The sequence below is a fragment of the Mesorhizobium sp. P3_B5 genome, assembly GCF_056402815.1.
Genome location: NZ_JBFUGR010000010.1, coordinates 15,490 through 31,523 on the forward strand (window position 1 = coordinate 15,490; position 16,034 = coordinate 31,523).

A 16,034-nucleotide genomic window follows, 5' to 3' on the forward strand; every position below is an offset into this window, starting at 1 on the left:
CTAGTCTGGCAAACGCGAATTTTGGGAAGGTTTGCGAAAATGCTGCTCAAGGATGAAGTTGGAATGCTGCAACGCGTTCCCTTGTTCTCTGGCATCGAGCCGACAAAGCTCAAGCTGCTTGCGTTCACATCCGATCGGGTGAGCTACAGCACCGGCCAGATCCTTTTCCGGCAGGGCGACGAGGGAGACGCCGCCTATGTCATCCTTTCAGGCCGCGCGGATATTCTGGTCGATTCCGACAGTGGGCCGATAAAAGTTGCCGAACTGGCGCCAAATTCGATTGTTGGCGAGATCGCCATATTGTGCAACAGCTCCCGCACGGCCACCGTCAGAGCGGCAAGTCCGCTGGAAGCCTTGAGAATCCGCAAGGATCATTTCCTGAGGCTTATGAACGAGTTCCCGGAAATGACCATCGAAATGGTGCGGGTTCTTGCTGATCGCCTGAGCCATACGACCGCGGATCTTATCGACGCACGAAGCGCCAAATGACGAATGACCTGCGCTCAATCCTCGCCGTCTTGATGGCACTGGCCTCATACTGACAAGGTCACCAGGAGAAAAACCTGTCTCGCCTAGCAACAGTTGTTTGGCTACGATGGGCGACTGGACTGCTAAGGGGTAGCATGGACGACGACGGTTTCCTGGTCAGGTTTTGGGGCGTGCGCGGCAGCATTCCGGTATCTGGGCCAGACTTCTCTCGCTATGGCGGCAACACAAACTGCATAGAGATGCGATGCGGCAAGCATACGCTTCTGTTCGATGCGGGCTCTGGCCTGCGGCCTGCCGGCGCGATGCTTCGCGCATCGGGCGTGACCGATTTCGACCTGTTCTTCACCCATTGCCACTACGATCACATCATCGGGCTGCCGGTTTTTAAGCCTATGTATGAACGGGGCATCAAGCTTACGCTTTGGTCCGGGCATCTCGCTGGACGCATGACGACCCGGCAGATGGTCGATGACTTCATTCGGCCGCCGTGGTTTCCGGTGACACTCGATATCTGCAAGGCAAGCCTCGACTGCCGCGATTTCGTATCCGGAGATGTGCTTCGCCCGCGCGAAGGGGTGATGGTACGAACCGGCAGTCTTACCCATCCGGGCGGCTGCATAGGGTACCGGGTCGAATGGGGCGGCCGCGTCGTGGCGGTGATCACAGACACTGAGCACGAGCCGGGCAAACTCGATCAGGCGGTGCTTCGGCTGATCGAAGATGCCGACCTGGTCATTTACGATTGTACCTACACCGAGGAGGAAATGGAGCGCTACCGCGGCAACGGGCACTCGACATGGCAACAAGGGGTCAAGCTCTGTGAGGCCGCCGGTGCGCGAGGGCTTGCGCTGTTTCACCACGATCCGGCACGCACCGACCGGGAACTGGACGAGATGGAGAAACTGGCCAAAGACAGGTTTGCCGGCGCTTTTGCCGCGCGGGATGGCCAGACGCTCAAATTTCCAATCTCACTGCGCAAAGAGCGCTGAGCTATTTTCCTCTCCTTGTTTGAGCATGATCTTATCCGAAAACCGGATTCCACTTTTCGGGATCATGCTCCAGCGGCGCTGCGCCCGATCAAGGTCCTGATTGGAAGCCATGCGCAGGCTCCAGTCTGCGCGGTGACTGTGAACAACCGTTCGAGGAAAAGCCAGGCTGATTCATCATGTACGAGATGGTGAGTGAGCAGGCCGACTGGTCCGCCGCCGTCGACTGCATGCTGCAATTGCGCGATGATAGCCTGAACCAATAGGCCATGATCGCGGCAGCCGCGCGTGCCATGCCAATCCATGATGTCGACATTGCTGTTGATCACCGCCAGCGAAGCCGGCTTCGGCGGCCCGTAGACTGACAATGCCGCAAACCCTATCGATCCAAGGTCGGATACCAAGCCGGCGTCGATCCTGTTCCAGGGTGGCACCAGAATCGGAACGGCACGTGCGCCGTGCAGGCCGGTTATGTGCGACAGCCCGCGAGCCAGATCATCGAGCACCGCCTCGCGTGGCCGATGCGCGCCGAGTTCCTGCTTTTTCTGGTCCTCGGGCGCATGATTTCGGTGCGCCCAGCCATGGACGGCGACCGTGGCATGCGGCGCCTCGTCAAGCCGGACGACAAGCTTCTCATCCGTCAGCGCCGGAATGACGGCCAGAGTGACCGGAACCGCGAATTCACCGGTGAGGTCGAGCAGCCGATCAAGCGCAGGCGTCGGGTCCACGGCGTCATCGTCGCGCAGCCAGAACTCTGCCTTGCGGCCCGCCCGTTGCTGGCGCACCAGTTCTTCCACCAAGGGCTGCCAGGTCGGATCGGATGTCATGAGACCGGAATCTTCTTGAGAAGTTCGGCCAGGCGCTCCGCTGCACCACCGAGGGAGCGTTCCTCAAGGACGAAACGTCTGGCTTCTGCGGCCATGATGATTCTTTCGTCGTTATGGGCCAGAAGCCTTTCAATGGCGGAAGCGAACGCCGCGACATCGCCCGGCGGGGTGAGAAACCCGGTCTGGCCATCCCGCACGACCTCCGGCACGCCGGCAATGTCCTGAGCCACCACCGGAAGGCCGGCGGCCTGTGCTTCAAGATAGGCAACGCCATAGGCCTCGCCGTAACCCGGCCATACGTAAATTCCCCCGCTGTAAAGGATATCCGGCACGGCGGCCGGCTCGATGGCGCCAAGCCATTCGATACGGTCGGCGGGCAAGCAGGCGAATTGCGCTTCGACCTCGTCACGGGCAGGCCCGTCACCGACGACCGACATGGTCCAGGGTAGGTGGCCGATCGAGCCGAGCGCTTGCGCCAGCATGCGATAGCTTTCGACTTTGTCGCCCGGGCGCATCATGGCGACGGTAACGAGGCGCGTCGAACAACCCCGTGCCGGCATTTCGCGGAATGCCGATGTGTCGATGAAGGGCGAAAGCATACCGAGAGCGGCGTCGGGAATCGCATCTACCAGCCCCTGACGATCCCTTTGCGTGAAGCAGATGTTCAGCGCTGCCTGTTCGACGGCTTTCGCCACCAACGCCTGGCTATCGGCCCACAAGCCGGCGTTGCGCCGCCTGGAATAGGAGGCTTCTGCTGTCACATAGGGGACGGCAAAGGCCGACGCCAGCTCGGGCCCGATCAGGTCGGGCGCCTTGTAATAGGGATGATAGGAGAACCAGAGATCGGGTTTGCCGTCACGGTGCCAAAGCCTTGTCAGCCGCGCGGCTTCGTCCCGGGCCTCGATCTTGAGCGCATCGAAACTTTTCGGCTCCGGCTGGCGTAGATAGAAGCGCAACTCGGATGCCAGTTCGACGCTATGCCCGCCATGCTCCAGCGCCTTGACCAGCATCCGTGCCATCTGGCGGTCGCCGGAGACAACAGGATGATTGGGCGACTTCAGCGGCGCGTAGAAGACAATTCGCATCGCGCGATCCTATCATCGGTAAACCTGCGCAAGTCAATTTCGACGCACGATCGACCTCACCTTCAAGCGCTGGAATGTGCTATCTGATGCTCATGGAAACAGATGTCGCGTCCGACCCGTTTGTCGCTTCTTTGCCGGTCTTCGCAAAGTTCGAAAGCGTTGCCGATATCGATAACTATCGGCCTCTCCCCGATGGCTGGGCGCTGGCCACCGCCGACATCGTCGGCTCGACGAAGGCGATCGAGGCCGGGCGCTATAAAACCGTCAATATGGCCGGCGCCAGCGTCATTTCGGCGCTGCTCAATGCGCTGGGTCGGCAAGATCTTCCCTTTGTCTTCGGCGGCGACGGCGCACTCGTGGCGTTTCCCGGCTCGGCGCTGGAGATCGCCCGCAACGCGCTGGCTTCTGTGCAGAGATGGGTGGCGGACGAACTGGACTTGACCTTGCGTGCGGCAATCGTGCCGATAAAGGACATAAGGGCGCAAGGCCTCGATGTTCGCGTGGCAAGGTTCCAGGCCTCCGAAGCGGCCTTCTATGCCATGTTCGCCGGCGGTGGCGGCAGTTGGGCGGAAGCCGAGATGAAAGCGGGGCGCTACCGCATCGACCCTGCGCCGGCCGGCGCGCGGCCGGATCTGACCGGCCTCTCCTGCCGCTGGAACCCGATTGAAGCACGGCACGGCGAAATCGTCTCGATCATAGCCATACCAGGGGCATCGCGCGACTTGCGCGGTTTTCAGTTTCTGGCTTCCGACATCATCGCCCTTGCAAGCAGGCAGGAGCGCGATGGCCACCCGGTACCGGTGGACGGGCCGGCCTACAGTCTTCTGCCCGCCGGCCTCGATGTCGAGGCGCGGGCCACGGCGCCGCCAGGGCGGCGGTGGCTGATGAAGCTGTGGGTAGTGTTCCTGATGACGCTTACGGCCGTCACCGATAGATTTGGCTGGACGATCGGCCGTTTCGATCCGAAGGTCTACAAACGCGAGGTGGCCAGCAATTCGGATTTCCGGAAGTTCGACGACGGCTTGAAGATGACCATCGACGTCGACGCGGATGTGTTGCAACGGATCGAGAACCGGCTGAAGCAGGCGGAAGAGGCGGGCATCTGCAGCTATGGCCTGCACCCCCAGCAGTCGGCCTTGATGACATGCCTCGTCATCTCGCCGCTGCAGCCCGATCACGTTCATTTCATCGATGGCGCCGACGGCGGCTATGCGATGGCTGCCGCAAGCCTGAAGGCGAAGGCGCCGGTCCGATGACGGCTTGCGGAATTCGATTTTCGGCAATATGCCTCGGCCATGGTTCTCGGGACCCGGTGAGCCCCGCCATTGGCGCGGGTAGTCTGTCCGAATTGACGGGAAAGCAGATTTTTGGACGCCTCACGATCGACATATGACCGTCTTCTGAACCGGATTTCGACGCGCACCGCGCAAGTCGGCGTGATCGGACTGGGCTATGTCGGGTTGCCGCTGGCAGTTGCGATCGCACGCGCCGGCTTCCCGGTTTCCGGCTTCGACATCGAAGCCCAGAAGGTTGAGAGCCTGAACAACGGCCAATCCTACATTGAGGCGGTGACGTCGACAGCCCTTGCCGGCCATGTGGCGAGCGGACGGTTCCGCGCCACTGCGGATTTTGCCGACCTGGCCGTCTGCGATGTCATCATTATCTGCGTTCCCACACCGCTGACGAAACACCGTGAGCCGGACCTCTCCTTTGTCAGGAACACAGCAGGCACCATCGCCAAGCATCTGCGTCTCGGCCAGGTGATCGTGCTGGAATCGACCACCTATCCCGGCACCACCGACGACGTGATCAAGCCCATACTGGAAGCAACTGGCTTGCAGTCGAAGATAGACTTCTTCCTCGGCTTCTCGCCCGAACGCGAGGATCCTGGCAACCGCAGCTTTGAAGTCGCGACGATCCCCAAGGTCGTGGCAGGCGACGGCATTGAAGCGGCGACGCTCGTGCAGGCTTTCTACCAGGGCGTGGTCGAGACCGTCGTTCCGGTTTCCACCACGGCGACCGCCGAGGCGGTCAAGCTGACTGAAAACATCTTCCGCTCGGTCAATATAGCCCTCGTCAACGAGTTGAAGGTCGTGCTCGGTGCGATGGGCATCGACATCTGGGAGGTGATCGAGGCCGCGAAGACCAAGCCCTTCGGCTACATGCCTTTCTATCCTGGCCCCGGACTTGGCGGGCATTGCGTTCCGATCGATCCCTTCTACCTGACGTGGAAGGCGCGCGAATACGAACTGCCGACCCGCTTCATCGAGCTGGCGGCAGAGATCAACACGGCCATGCCGCGTCATGTGGTCGATGAACTGGCGAAGGCGCTGGACCGGCGCTGCGGCAAAGCGCTCAGCCGCTCGCGCATTCTCATCATCGGGCTAGCCTACAAGAAGAATGTGCGCGACATCCGCGAAAGCCCCTCATTGCGGCTCATTGAACTCATCGAGGAATGGGGCGGCAGGGCGGAATTCCACGACCCGCATGTTACCGAGATCCCGACCACACGGGAGCATATGGCCATCAAGGGGCGTCGCTCGGTCGAATTGACCGAGGCGGCCTTAAAGGATTTCGACGCTGTCGTCGTTGCAACCGACCACGACGCGATCGATTATCAGGCGATCGCTGATCACGCTCTTCTGATCGTCGATACACGCAATGTTTTTGGCCGCCTCGGGCTAGCCCGAGAGACGGTGGTGAAGGCCTGACGGCGTCTGAGCCGGCGAATTTGCCCGATGTCAGGATCGGGGTTGCACTCCGCCGGCAGCCTCGCCACATATGTGCCCCAGGAGATAGATGCAGTTACGCCTGCTCCTTGCCTGCAAGGACAGTCATTCGGGAAATTCTTCGCCGGCTTTTGCCGCCGAAGCCGGCTTCATTAACTTCGAGGGTGTGGCGGATCAAAGGAGATGGCTCGTCTTCGACGGGTTTCGAGATAGCATGAGCACAGCACAAGCAGAAATTTCCACCATTCTCATGGATAAGGTTGCCGATTGGTTGACGCAATCGGCGCTGGCCGGCAACGACCTGGAAACATTGGTAAAAGGCTTTTGTGAACGGCTGGCTGCTGCCGGCCTGCCACTGAAGCGGGTGCATTTGAGTTTTTCGATGCTTCATCCGCTTTATGACGCGCTTGGCTTCACCTGGCTTCGCGGCCAGGGCATGGAAATGGAAGGCTTCCGCAAGGAGGGCGGCGTGCAGTCCGACAGATTCCTGACCAGCCCATACTACCATCTGCTCAGCAACAAGCTCGACCATCTGCGGCGCCGGTTCAACGCGTCGGTGCCGTCGGAGTTTCCTGTTTTCGATGAACTCAAGCTTATGGGCGTCACCGACTACATGGCTTTCGTCCATCCCTTCAACGGCAACACCAGTCAGGGCATGTTGGGGTCCTGGTCCACCGACAGTGCTGCAGGCTTCAGCGACAGCATGATTTCGGCGCTGCTGCGCATCCAGAACCATCTCGCTATCGCAACCAAGATGGCGGTACTCACCAAGCTCGCTGACAACATGATGACCACTTATCTCGGCGGCGACGCCGGCAGGCGCGTGCTCGACGGCCAGATCAAGCGCGGCGAGGGTGATACAATCCGGGCCGCACTGGTCATGGGCGATATGCGCGGGTCGACAAGGCTTGCCCAAACCTCCGGCCGCGAAGTCTATATCGATACGCTGAACCAGTTTTTCGATGCCATTGCTGCACCTTTCAATCGTGAAGGCGGGCAGATCATGAGTTTCCTAGGGGATGGCTTCATTGCCGTCTACCCTTGCGAAAGGCACCGCGCGCAGTCCGAGATCGCCTGCCAGGCTGCTCTTGCGGCAGCGCACAAGGCCAGCGCGCGCATGATGGATCTCAATCTGCGCAGAAAAGAACAGGGGTTGGGCGACATTAAATTTGGCATCGGCCTGCATGTCGGCAATGTGATGTTCGGCAATGTCGGGCTTACCGACCGGCTCACATTCTCTGTCTTCGGCTCGGCTGTAAACGAGGTCCAGCGCCTCCAGACCCTGACCAAGAAATATCCACACAGCGTTCTCGCCAGCAAAGACTTCGCCGGCTATTGCGGCACCAACAACTGGCTGACGCTCGGCGAGGAGGAACTGGCGGGCATCAAGCAGAAGCTGACGGTGCTTTCACCCGATCTGTCGGGTGCTCTCGCACTCGAGGAAGACGGTGCGCTGCAGCCGTTTCACGACCGGATATCGGATGCCGAGCAGCTCATGCTGCTTCATCGCGATGCTACGCGGCTGTCGGCGGGCGACCGGAGGAAGCTCCAGTAACCGCCACGATCTGACCAGAACGCCTGGGTCGCCGGGTCCGCCGGGGAAGCTCGTTTCGAATCCAAGTTGCTCTAGGCTGGCAATGCGCTAGTCTCGCTTTGTGGGGGCGGCCGGCAGGCCGACAGAGCGGGGCTGGTGTGAGGATGAGTTCGGGCGTGGATCTGCTGCGGATCGAGGATGTTGGCATCTCTTTTGCCATTATCGGGGGACCGTTGCATGCCGTCAGGCGTGCAAATCTTCGCGTCCTGCCCGGCAAGGTTACCGCGCTTGTGGGCGAGTCCGGTTCCGGAAAATCGGTTCTCAGCCAGGCCGTGATGGGCATTTTGCCGAACACAGCCCATGTTCGTGGCCGTATCCTGTTTTCCGATCCTGAAAAGCCCGGCACGACGCAGGATATCCTGCAGATGCCGCGCGATGGACCCGAAATCCGGGCGTTGAGAGGCAGCCGCATCGGCAAGATCTTTCAGGAGCCGATGACATCACTGTCGCCGCTGCACACGATCGGCAATCAGGTCAGCGAATCCCTGCAGATTCATACGCCCATGGCTCGCGCGGAACGCAAGGCGCGGACCGAGGAAATGCTCAGCCTTGTCGGCTTTCCCAATCCCAAGCGCGCCTATGACATGTATCCGTTTGAACTTTCGGGAGGATTGCGGCAACGCGCCATGATCGCCATGGCGCTTATCTGCCGGCCCGCATTGTTGATCGCCGATGAGCCGACGACTGCGTTGGACGTCACCATCCAGGCGCAAATCCTGCAATTGCTGCGCGGGCTTCAGACCAAGCTGAACATGGCGATGCTGCTGATCACACACGACCTCGGCGTGGTCGCCAATGTCGCTGACGAGGTGGTGGTCATGTACCATGGCGAGATCATGGAAGCGGGACCTGTGGAGGCGATATTCCGCCGGCCAGGTCACCCTTACCTGAAGGGCCTGATGGCAGCCGTTCCGCATTTCGACCTGAAGCCTGGCGAAAGGCTGAAGGCGCTCCGCGAGGTGCCGGTGAATGTCGAGAACCTGCTCGGCAAGCAGACGGCGCCGGAATCGAAGGGGCAGGACGACATCCTGCTGTCGGTCAGGGATCTGAAAAAGGTCTACACCACCCGCAAGTCCGGATGGTTCGGCGGGAGCCGTCAAACCTCCGTTCGCGCCGTGGACGGCGTGAGCTTCGACATCAGGCGGGGTGAGTGCCTGGGTCTGGTCGGCGAAAGCGGCTGCGGCAAAACCACCGTCAGCAAGATCCTCATGCGGGCTGTCACGCCCAGCGGCGGCTCCGTGGTCTTCAACGGTCGCGAAGGACCGATCGACGTCCTGGAAGCCGAGGGAGACGCCCTGCGCTTGCTGCGCGCGAAAATCCAGATGGTCTTCCAGGATCCGGTTTCGTCGCTCTCACCTCGCATGACGGTGGAGAACATCTTGAGCGAGCCGCTGGAAATCCATCAACGTGGCAATGCCGCGTCCCGACTCGCCACGGTCAAGAGCCTGATGCAGGCAATCGGGCTCGATCCGCGCTTCATCAAGCGCTATCCCCACAGTTTCTCCGGCGGGCAGCGTCAGCGTATCGGCATCGCGCGCGCCGTGGCGCTGGGACCTGAACTGCTGATCTGCGACGAGCCCGTTTCGGCGCTCGATGTCTCTGTCCAGGCGCAAATCCTGAACCTTCTGAAGGATCTGCAGAAGGAACTCGGCCTGACCTACCTGTTCATATCCCACAATCTGGCGGTGGTGGACTACATGGCGGATCGTATCGCGGTGATGTGCGGCGGGCGTATCGTCGAGCTTGCGCCGCGCGAAATTCTGCTCAGGAAACCGATCCACCCCTACACGCGCTCACTGCTCGCCGCAGTCCCTTTCCCCGATCTCGACCGGCCGATGGATTTCAAGACGCTGAAGCTCGGCGGCGCTTCCGACACCAGCGCGTGGGGACCGCAATTCCGCGACGAGGGCGAAGAGGATATGCTGTCGCCGCTCGATCTTGGCGGCGGCCATCTCGTGCTGGCCCGACGTTCGGCCGATGTCAGTGAGTTGCGCCATTGATCAGCCGTCGCACCGTCCTTGGTCTCATGGCTTCGGTATTTCTGCCGGGCACGTCGCGTGCCGGCGATCTGGAGCCGGATTTTCTTCGGCCGCAGCTAACGGCCAAGGCGCTGCCGGCACTCGCCGAGCGCTTGCCCAAGAGCCCGCGCGCGTTGAATCTCGCCGCCATGGGCCGGCAACCCGGCGAGTATGGCGGCACGCTGCGGACGATCATCGGCAGCCAGAAAGATATCCGGATGATGACGATCTACGGGTATTCTCGGCTGGTCGGCTATGACGAAAAGCTTAGCTTGCAAGCCGACATTCTCGAAAGTTTCGACGTAGCGGATGATCGCATCTTCACGTTCAAGATACGGGAAGGACATAAATGGTCCGACGGCAGCCTGCTGACGCCGGAGGATTTTCGCTATTGCTGGGAAGATGTCTGGCTGAACGATGAGCTTTCGCAAGGCGGGCTCGCTCCGGCCCTGATGGCGGATGGCAAGCCGCCACGCTTCGAGATCGTCGATCCGTTGACGGTGCGCTACAGTTGGGATGCGCCCAATCCCGACTTCCTGCCCAAGCTCGCTGCTGCCGCGCCGCTGTCGCTTGTTCTGCCGGCCGCCTATCTCAAGCAGTTCCACAAGAAATATCAGGATCCATTCCGGCTCGCCGGCCTGATGAAGGAGAACCGGGCCAAGAAATGGACGCTCCTGCATATCCGCATGTCGCGGCAGTATCGCCCGGAGAATCCGGATCTGCCGACGCTCGATCCCTGGCAGAACCGGACCAAGCCGCCGGCCGAGCAGTTCATCTTCGAGCGCAACCCGTTCTTTCATCGAATAGACGAGAATGGCCGGCAACTGCCCTATGTCGACCGGATCATCATGAATGTCAGCTCGTCGGCGATCATCTCGGCCAAGACCGGTGCGGGGGAGAGCGACCTGCAATGCATGGGAATTGACTTCAGCGATTACTCCTTCCTGAAGGACGCGGAGAAGCGCTACCCGGTGAAGATGCATCTGTGGAAACGCACACAGGGTTCGCGGCTGGCGCTGCTGCCCAATCTGAATTGTGCCGACCCGGTGTGGCGTGGCCTTTTGCGTGACGTGCGCGTGCGCCGCGCGCTTTCGCTCGCTGTGGACAGGCGCGAGATCAATTTGGCCGTGTTCTACGGGTTGGCGCAGGAAAGTGCCGATACGGTCTTGCCGGAGAGCCCGCTCTACCGGCCGGAATTCGCGAAAGCCTGGGTCGCCCATGATCCCGACCAGGCCAATGCCCTGCTCGACGAGGTCGGGCTTCAGGCACGTGACGATGACGGCCTGCGGATGCTTCCCGATGGACGCTCTGCGCAGATCATCGTGGAAACGGCCGGCGAAAGCACGCTGGAAACCGACGCGCTCGAACTCATCACCGATCACTGGCGCAAGATCGGCATCGCTTTGTTCATCCGGACTTCGCAGCGCGATATCTTCCGCAGCCGCGCGCTTGGCGGCCAGATCATGATGTCGATGTGGTCGGGCATCGACAATGGCGTGCCGACCGCCGACATGAACCCGTACCAACTTGCCCCCACCATCGATGACCAATTGCAGTGGCCGCTCTGGGGTGCTCACTATCTGTCCCATGGCAAGATGGGTGAGGCGCCCGATCTTCCTGAAGTGGTCGAGTTGATGGCTTTGCTCAAGCGCTGGAACGGATCGACCGAAGCCACGGAGCGCGCCGAAATCTGGAATTCGATGCTGTCGATCTACACCGATCAGGTGTTTTCGATCGGCACTGTGAATGGAACGCATCAGCCGATTCTGGTGTCCTCGCGGCTGCGCAATCTGCCTGACAAGGCGCTCTACGGCTATGACCCGACCGCCTATTTCGGTGTCTACATGCCGGATACATTCTGGCTTGGAGGCTCCTGAGCGTGCTTCGATATCTTGTCTGGCGCATCGCCGTGATGGTTCCAACGCTGATGGTCATATCGGCGCTGGTGTTCACGATCATCGAACTTCCGCCGGGCGACTATTTCGACAGCTATGTCGCCGAGCTTCGGGCCCAGGGCGAAGCGGTGGATTCTGATCGCATCGAGATGATGCGCAAGGAATATGGTTTCGACCAGCCGCCGGTCATTCGCTACTTCTACTGGGTCGGCGGGATGCTGCACGGCGATTTCGGCTATTCCTTCGAATATGAGCTGCCGGTTCGCGACGTCGTCGGGGACCGAATGTGGCTGACCGTGCTGGTTTCCTTCGTCACGATCATCTTCACCTGGCTCATCGCCTTTCCGATTGGCATGTACTCCGCCACGCATCAATACAGTTGGGGCGACTACGGCCTGACTTTCTTCGGCCTTCTCGGCCTTGCCATTCCGAATTTCATGCTGGCGCTGATCCTGATGTATTTCGCCAACATCTGGTTCGGCACGTCCATCGGCCATCTCATGGACCAGCAATATCTCGGCGAGCCGATGAGCTGGGTCAAGGCGAAGTCGATCCTCGCCCATCTCTGGATCCCGGTCTTGATCATCGGCACCGGGGGCACGGCAAGCATGATCCGGCGGCTGCGCGCCAATCTGCTCGATGAGCTGCACAAGCAATATGTCGTGACGGCGCGTGCCAAAGGCCTTCATCCATTCAAGGCACTGGTCAAATATCCGATGCGCATGGCGCTCAATTTCTTCATTTCCGATATCGGCTCCATCCTGCCGGCCATCATCTCCGGCGCCGAAATCACGGCGATCGTGCTGTCTTTGGAAACGACCGGGCCGATGCTGATCAAGGCGCTGCAAAGCCAGGATATGTATCTGGCAGGGTCGTTCCTGATGTTTCTCGCCTTCCTGACGGTCATCGGCGTGCTGATTTCCGACCTGGCGCTGGCGTTGCTTGATCCACGAATTCGTTTGCAGGGCGGCAGCACCAAATGAACACGCAATCGCCGCTGCCCGCTCCGGGCGCTCCACTGCAACACTACGTTTCCATCGCGCCCTTTGACCTGCAGTCTGTCGAGGCGATGACGCCGGAGCAGTCGAAGGTCTTTCAGGCGTCGCAGTTGCGGCTGATGTGGTGGAAATTCCGCAAGCACCGGCTTGCGCTTATATCCGGCATATTCCTGGCAGCGCTTTATTTCATGATACTGATCTGCGAGTTCCTGGCGCCCTACAATCTGCACACGCGCAACATGGACTACATCTATTCGCCGCCGCAGCAGGTGCATCTGTTCCACAATGGCGAGTTCGTCGGGCCGTTCGTCTATGGCCGCCAGATGACGCTGGATATGGACACGCTCAAGCGGAACTACATCGAGAACCAGGACGATGTTCAGCGGCTCAGTTTCTTCTGCAAGGGTGACAGTTACCAGTTCTGGGGCCTGATCGAAGGTGACAGGCATTTTGTCTGCCCTCCCGAAAACGGCCAACTCTTTCTGGCCGGCACTGACAGGCTTGGGCGCGACGTGCTCTCGCGCATGATCTATGGCGCACGCATTTCACTGACAATCGGCCTCGTCGGCATCAGTTTCAGCTTCCTGCTCGGCATCGTCATCGGCGGACTGGCCGGCTATCACGGCGGTATCTTCGACCTGATCGTTCAACGAATAATCGAAGTGCTGCAATCGATTCCCAGCATTCCGCTATGGCTGGCCCTGGCGGCAATCATGCCGATAACCTGGAGTCCGATCCTGATCTATTTCGGCATCACCGTCATCCTCGGGCTGCTCGACTGGACCGGACTGGCGCGGGCCGTGCGTTCAAAGCTTCTGGCCCTGCGCGAGGAGGATTACGTTCTGGCCGCGCAGTTGATGGGTGCCGGGAGCAGCCGCATCATCAGGCGGCATCTCATTCCCGGTTTCATGTCGCACCTGATCGCGACGGCGACGCTCTCCATACCCGGCATGATCCTGGGCGAGACGGCGCTGAGCTTCCTCGGGCTCGGCCTGAGGGCACCGATAACCAGCTGGGGCATCCTGCTCACCGAGGCGCGCAGTGTCAGCGTGATCGCGTTCTATCCATGGCTGCTTTTGCCGATGCTCCCCGTTATCCTCGTCATCATGGCGTTCAACTTCCTCGGCGACGGCTTGCGGGACGCCGCGGACCCCTACAAGTGAGATCGCTGTTCCGCCGCGCGGCCTGCCGACGACTCCACCCGATATGACGCTTGTCGGCGGCCGGTTGCGTTATTGCAGGGTTCGTCGTTCGCCTCTATATGCGGCAAGCCTCGATCGGGGCTGCTGGTTCAGGACATACAATCGCATATGAGTCGCCTCGATAATTTCATCAGCAGGATGACCGCACAGCGCGACATTCTCAATCAAATCTGCCCCGAGGTGGCGAAGATGGAGGGGCTTGTGCTCGAGCTCGGCCTCGGCAATGGCCGGACGTTCCACCATCTGCGCGAGCGTCTGCCCGGACGCCGGATAGTGGTGTTCGACCGCGAAGTTGGCGCACACGCCAGCTCAATTCCCGACGCTGAAAACCTCGTGCTCGGCGAAATACGCGAGACGGCGGTCAGGTTCATCGGCATCGACGCCGCTCTTGTTCATGCCGACATCGGCACTGGCTATGACGATCGCGATGCAGTGACCGCTACCTGGCTTCCCGATCTGATTGCGCGCCTGCTTCGCGTCGGCGGCTTCGCGGTCAGCGGCACACCGCTCGATCACCCGCAGTTGCAACGCCTCCCGCCGCCGACTTCGGAGCCCGCCGATCGTTATTTCCTCTGCAGGCGCGTGTAAGGGGCGGAGACGGCCCAAATCTTCAGGAGCCTAGGTCGTCTCTTCGGGGCCGAGTCTTCAGGGGATCGTATAGACTGCTATCTCCCGCTCGATGCCGCGCAGCGAGACCTCGTGAGGCACGGGCGTCAGCGCGTTCCTGTGCAACAGATCGGCGGTGAGCTTGTCGTCGACCACCGCACGAGTGGCGAAGATCGCCTGTGCGGTGGCAAGGTTCTGGACGCGCGAAGCAATGTTGACCGTCTGGCCGAAATAGTCCTGTCGCTCGTTCATAGACACGGCGATGCAGGGGCCGGCATGGACTCCGATCTTGAGCAACAAATCCTCGCGCCCGCTCTTGTCGTTGAGCGCACGCATGGCATCGCGCATCCTGAGGGCCGCAGCCATCGCACGATCAGGCGTCGCGAAGGTCGCCATCACCGCATCACCAATCGTCTTCACCACCGCGCCTGCCTCCGCCGCGACGATCTCGTGCAGAACCTGGAAATGCTCGCGCACGAGATCGAAGGCTGAAAGGTCGCCCACCCGCTCGTAAAGCGCGGTCGATCCGCGCAGGTCGGTGAACAGGAAGGTCAGGCTGGTGATCTTCAGGCGCTGGTCGATGTCGAGCGTATCCGTGCGATAGAGATCGCGGAACGTCTGGTTGGTGAGCAGGCGCTTGGCGGTCAGGAAGGGCCGGCGTTTGCCCAGCAAATCATGCAATGCTTGGCCGGCGATGAAGACCGTCGGCAGCACGCGGGTGTCGGTCCTGTTTTCCAGCGAAATGCGCAACGGGCCGGGTTGCATCTCCAGCGTCTGGTTCTGGACATGGTCGCGGTCGAAGACCAGAGAGAGGCTTCGGCGCTCCTTTGTTGGTTCGCCCTTCACGTCTATGAACTGCGCTGAATGGGTGACCGGCTCGAAGACAATGATGAATTCGGACGGAAGCTGTATGGGCAGAACCGCCTTTTCACCGGGCGCAAGCTCGATATCCTCCAGCGAGAACGCTTCGATCGTTTTCGCGAAATCCTCGTCCGGCAGATCGACCCCGGACGCCCAGTAGATCTGGCGGAAATATTCCACCATCGGCAGTTCGTGTGGATTGTGGGCGGCAATCCTGCGCACCCGGGGACTGACGGTGAATGTCACCTCGACCATCTCGTCGAGGGTCGGCGAATAGCCCTGGGAGCACAGCGCGCAGGTGTATTCGTCCTTCTGCAGGGTTTTCAGCGTGGCGTTGGTGTCGAGCACGCCGCCACAGCCGGGGCACAGAACATTCCAGGAAATGTCGAAGATGCCCACCCGCGCCGCATGGAGAAAGGCTCCAATGGCGCGCTCCTCGTCGAGGCCATGCTTGCTGGCGAAGGCTGGCGCATTGATGCGGCAAAGTTCGCGGTCATTGCCCTCCGCGATGGTTCGCCTGATCGCGTCGATTGCCTGTGGGTCGACGTCGGTCGATTGCCGCAGAAGCGAGAACAGATCCTGAGCTTCGTTCATTGGGCAGGCTCCGGAAAATGCGCCCCCGAGGCGTGTTAACCGGACCGGTCTTCGGTCCGAGCGCCCCATCTTACGTCGAAACGGACCGTACGGCCATTCGAATGGACAAGCCTGGTGACAGGTCAATTTCCATTCGGCGGATTCGGAACT

General features: G+C 60.7%; 13 protein-coding genes. 10 read left to right on the top strand and 3 right to left on the bottom strand.

What is annotated here, in order from left to right; all coding sequences use genetic code 11:
- Nucleotides 1-39 precede the first annotated feature (39 nt).
- Together AC1DVW_RS22535 and AC1DVW_RS22540 are read left to right on the top strand one after the other, a co-directional pair.
- Nucleotides 40-489: a cyclic nucleotide-binding domain-containing protein gene (locus AC1DVW_RS22535; RefSeq protein ID WP_477325999.1), complete on the top strand. Its 450-nt coding sequence runs from the start codon at nt 40-42 to the stop codon at nt 487-489.
- A 134-nt stretch (nt 490-623) separates the two neighbouring features.
- Nucleotides 624-1,478, top strand: coding sequence for an MBL fold metallo-hydrolase (locus AC1DVW_RS22540; RefSeq protein ID WP_477326001.1), 855 nt, complete (start codon nt 624-626; stop codon nt 1,476-1,478).
- Nucleotides 1,479-1,540: 62 nt separating this feature from the next.
- Here AC1DVW_RS22540 and AC1DVW_RS22545 read toward each other — a convergent pair whose 3' ends face one another.
- Together AC1DVW_RS22545 and AC1DVW_RS22550 are read right to left on the bottom strand one after the other, a co-directional pair.
- Nucleotides 1,541-2,302, bottom strand: coding sequence for a polysaccharide deacetylase family protein (locus AC1DVW_RS22545; protein ID WP_477326003.1), 762 nt, complete (start codon nt 2,300-2,302; stop codon nt 1,541-1,543).
- Nucleotides 2,299-3,387: a glycosyltransferase family 4 protein gene (locus AC1DVW_RS22550; RefSeq protein ID WP_477326005.1), complete on the bottom strand. Its 1,089-nt coding sequence runs from the start codon at nt 3,385-3,387 to the stop codon at nt 2,299-2,301. The genes AC1DVW_RS22545 and AC1DVW_RS22550 overlap by 4 nt, the downstream gene beginning before the upstream one ends.
- A gap of 74 nt (nt 3,388-3,461) precedes the next feature.
- On the opposite strand from AC1DVW_RS22550, the gene AC1DVW_RS22555 reads away from it, so the two are divergent.
- The 8 genes from AC1DVW_RS22555 (at nt 3,462) to AC1DVW_RS22590 (ending at nt 14,411) form a co-directional block, all read left to right on the top strand.
- On the top strand, nt 3,462-4,643 hold the full coding sequence (locus AC1DVW_RS22555; RefSeq protein WP_477326007.1) for a DUF3095 domain-containing protein: 1,182 nt from the start codon (nt 3,462-3,464) through the stop codon (nt 4,641-4,643).
- Nucleotides 4,644-4,754: 111 nt separating this feature from the next.
- On the top strand, nt 4,755-6,098 hold the full coding sequence (locus AC1DVW_RS22560) for a nucleotide sugar dehydrogenase (protein WP_477326009.1): 1,344 nt from the start codon (nt 4,755-4,757) through the stop codon (nt 6,096-6,098).
- Nucleotides 6,099-6,330: 232 nt separating this feature from the next.
- A complete protein-coding gene (locus tag AC1DVW_RS22565; protein WP_477326262.1) occupies nt 6,331-7,671 on the top strand; it encodes an adenylate/guanylate cyclase domain-containing protein in 1,341 nt (446 codons plus the stop codon).
- Nucleotides 7,672-7,814: 143 nt separating this feature from the next.
- Entirely contained in the window at nt 7,815-9,710 is a 1,896-nt protein-coding gene (locus tag AC1DVW_RS22570) for an ABC transporter ATP-binding protein (RefSeq protein WP_477326011.1), read from the top strand.
- Nucleotides 9,707-11,605 carry an ABC transporter substrate-binding protein gene (locus AC1DVW_RS22575; RefSeq protein ID WP_477243159.1) on the top strand — a complete coding sequence of 633 codons (1,899 nt, stop codon included), beginning with the start codon at nt 9,707-9,709 and terminating at the stop codon, nt 11,603-11,605. The genes AC1DVW_RS22570 and AC1DVW_RS22575 overlap by 4 nt, the downstream gene beginning before the upstream one ends.
- A gap of 2 nt (nt 11,606-11,607) precedes the next feature.
- Complete coding sequence (locus tag AC1DVW_RS22580) at nt 11,608-12,606, top strand: ABC transporter permease (protein WP_477243158.1); 999 nt, start codon at nt 11,608-11,610, stop codon at nt 12,604-12,606.
- Complete coding sequence (locus AC1DVW_RS22585) at nt 12,603-13,784, top strand: ABC transporter permease (RefSeq protein ID WP_477243157.1); 1,182 nt, start codon at nt 12,603-12,605, stop codon at nt 13,782-13,784. The genes AC1DVW_RS22580 and AC1DVW_RS22585 overlap by 4 nt, the downstream gene beginning before the upstream one ends.
- A gap of 147 nt (nt 13,785-13,931) precedes the next feature.
- A complete protein-coding gene (locus AC1DVW_RS22590; RefSeq protein WP_477243991.1) occupies nt 13,932-14,411 on the top strand; it encodes a class I SAM-dependent methyltransferase in 480 nt (159 codons plus the stop codon).
- Nucleotides 14,412-14,468: 57 nt separating this feature from the next.
- Here the strand turns inward: AC1DVW_RS22590 and AC1DVW_RS22595 are convergent, their stop codons facing one another.
- Nucleotides 14,469-15,884, bottom strand: a complete 1,416-nt coding sequence (locus tag AC1DVW_RS22595) for a DUF5939 domain-containing protein (RefSeq protein WP_477326013.1) — start codon at nt 15,882-15,884, stop codon at nt 14,469-14,471.
- Nucleotides 15,885-16,034: the final 150 nt, after the last annotated feature.